The sequence below is a fragment of the Candidatus Electronema sp. TJ genome (assembly GCF_048287355.1).
Lineage (GTDB): Bacteria > Desulfobacterota > Desulfobulbia > Desulfobulbales > Desulfobulbaceae > Electronema.
In genome coordinates this window covers 1-2,633 of the sequence record NZ_JBLWEP010000190.1, presented here as the reverse complement: position 1 = coordinate 2,633, position 2,633 = coordinate 1, and the positions used below count along the sequence as shown (strand labels likewise).

At 57.7% G+C, this 2,633-nt stretch carries 3 protein-coding genes and 1 tRNA gene; all 4 read left to right on the top strand.

Translation table 11 applies throughout. The features are described from left to right. Window positions 1-88: 88 nt before the first annotated feature. The 4 genes from ACNKID_RS11040 (at window position 89) to ACNKID_RS11025 (ending at window position 2,627) form a co-directional block, all read left to right on the top strand. Entirely contained in the window at window positions 89-1,294 is a 1,206-nt protein-coding gene (locus tag ACNKID_RS11040) for a homocysteine biosynthesis protein (protein WP_417913483.1), read from the top strand. A 9-nt stretch (window positions 1,295-1,303) separates the two neighbouring features. Beyond that, the gene (larE, locus tag ACNKID_RS11035; RefSeq protein WP_417913482.1) at window positions 1,304-2,095 is read left to right on the top strand and encodes an ATP-dependent sacrificial sulfur transferase LarE; all 792 of its coding nucleotides are present in this window, start codon (window positions 1,304-1,306) and stop codon (window positions 2,093-2,095) included. A 102-nt stretch (window positions 2,096-2,197) separates the two neighbouring features. Further along, window positions 2,198-2,476, top strand: a complete 279-nt coding sequence (locus ACNKID_RS11030) for an HU family DNA-binding protein (RefSeq protein WP_417913481.1) — start codon at window positions 2,198-2,200, stop codon at window positions 2,474-2,476. A gap of 74 nt (window positions 2,477-2,550) precedes the next feature. Then, window positions 2,551-2,627 (top strand) — tRNA-Pro (locus tag ACNKID_RS11025). Window positions 2,628-2,633: the final 6 nt, after the last annotated feature.

Genomic DNA, 2,633 nt, shown 5'->3' with positions numbered 1-2,633 from the left:
GCGCAGGGTTCAGGTATAGTGAGCATGTTTTTGACATGCTAAAACATCTGGCGGCACTTGCAACAAAAAAATGGGCAGGGAGAAAAACATGAGCAAGGCGTTTCAGGTCAACAAGACCTATGCGGAAATCAACGCCCGGATCAAAGCGGGCGAGGCGGTGGTGGTCACAGCGGATGAGATGGTGGGCATCGTCAAGAAGGAAGGCCCGGTTGAGGCGGCCCGACGGGTGGATGTGGTCACAACCGGCACCTTCTCGATCATGTGCTCGTCCGGCATGTTCTTCAACTTCGGCCAGACCAATCCGACCATCAAAGGGCAGAAGGTGTGGATGAACAAAGTGGCGGCCTATGCCGGCCTCGCGGCGGTGGATGCCTACATTGGCGCGACCGAGCCGACCGAAAACGACCCGCTCAATCAGGTCTATCCCGGCGAGTTCCGCTACGGCGGCGGCCATGTGATTGAGGACTTGGTGGCGGGCAAAAAGGTGCTGCTGGAGGTGAAAGCCTACCCAACCGACTGCTACGCCAACACCAAGATGCACAAGGAAGTCACCTTGGCGGATCTGCCCTATGCGTTGCTGTGCAATCCGCGCAATGGTTATCAGAATTACAACTGCGCGGTCAATCTCTCTGACCGCATTGTCTACACCTATATGGGCACGCTCAAGCCCAACTGCCGCAATGCCAATTATTGCAGCGCGGGCCAGCTCAGTCCGCTGCTCAATGATCCGCTGTATCGGACCATCGGCATTGGCACCCGCATCTTCCTCGGCGGCGGCGTGGGCTATGTCACCTTCCAAGGCACGCAGCATAATCCGGCGGCCCCGCGCGGCGACAACGGCGTGCCTGTCCGGCCTGCGGGCACGATGATGGTGCAGGGCGATTTGAAGAAGATGTCGCCGGAATGGCTGCGCGGAGTCAGCCTGCAAGGCTACGGCTGCTCCTTGGCGGTCGGCTTAGGCGTGCCTATCCCGATCCTCAATGAGGAGATGGCGCAGTTCACTGGCGTGTCGGATGAGGAAATCTTCACCCATGTCGTGGATTACGGCTACGACTACACCAACGGCGTGGCGAGAACCTACGGCAAAGTCAGCTACGCCCAGCTCAGAAGCGGAGAAATAGAGGTGGCTGGCAAAAAAGTGCCGACCTCGCCGCTCTCCTCGCTCACAGGCGCGAGAAAGATCGCAGAAACGCTGAAAAGCTGGATCCAGCAAGGCAAGTTTCATCTCGGCGAACCGGTGGAGTATTTTCCAACCGCTGATTTTTCCTTTGACAAGCCGGAGCCGCAGGAGTAACAGTAGGCCATGCGGCTCCACGAAAAGGCGGAGCTGCTCCGCAGGCGGCTGCGGGAATATCACCGCGTCGGCGTGGCTTTTTCCGGCGGCGCGGATTCCTCGCTTCTGCTGCGGATTGCTGTCGATGCTTTGGGCGCGGAGAACGTGCTTGCTCTCCACGCCCGCTCCTGCCTGCAAAGCAAGGCGGAGCAGGAACAGGCGGTTGCGCGGCTGGGCTTTTTGGCAGCTCGCTTGCAGATCATTGCTCTTCAGCCGCTGACGTGGCCGGAGTTCACTGCCAATCCGCCGGAACGCTGTTATTTGTGCAAGCGGCGCGTTTACAGCCGCTTTCTGGCGTTGCTGGCTGAAGAGAACATTGATATCCTGCTTGACGGCACCAATTTTGATGACCTTCAGCAGGGCGAAGCAGGAAGGCCCGGCCTGCGGGCAGTCGCCGAGCTTGCAGTGCGAACGCCTTTGGCTGACTGCGGTCTGAGCAAAGCGGAAGTGCGGGAACTGAGCCGCGAGCTGAAGTTAGACACATGGAACCAGCCTTCCGGCTCCTGCTTGGCAACACGCCTTCCTGCGGGCATGGCCATTACGGCAGAGCGGCTGGAGCAGGTTGCAGCGATGGAGCAGACGCTTGCTGATGCGGGGTTTTCCGGCTGCCGTGCGCGGCTGCTTGATGCAAGGACGGTCTGTCTTCAGCTGGCAGAGCAGGACATGGAGCGGAAGTCTGCGCTGGCGGTGTTGCGGAACCTGCGCGGCCTGCTGAACAGCGCAGGCGTGGAAAAGATATTTCTTGATCTCAATGGGCGTTGACAGAAAGAAATTTATCCTGTTAAATGCCTGTTGTTGAGGAACTGGCTGTTTCAAGCCTGCTGCGGACAGCAGGCACGTCAAAAAAAAGAAGAGAGGACAGAGATGAACAAAAAAGAATTGGTTGACTCAATGGCGGAAGCGGCAGATATCAGCAGGGCCGCAGCGGAGAAAGCGCTGAACAGCGCGTTGGATGGTATTTCTAATGCCTTGGCCAAAGGTGATAAAGTAACCTTAGTTGGATTCGGCACCTTTTCCGCAGTGAAACGGGCTGCCCGTCAGACCAAAAATCCGCGCACCCAGCAGCCGATTGAGATTCCAGCCAAGACCGCCGCCAAATTCAAGGCGGGCAGCAAACTGTCTGAGGCCGTCAACGCTGCCTGATTTTTTTCATCAGATTTTTTCTTGCCAAAAAAAGGTGAGCGTAGTATAAATGTGCGTGTCCTCTGGGATGCAGTCGGGAAGTGGCTCAGTCTGGTAGAGCACAGCGTTCGGGACGCTGGGGCCGGAGGTTCGAATCCTCTCTTCCCGACCATTTTTT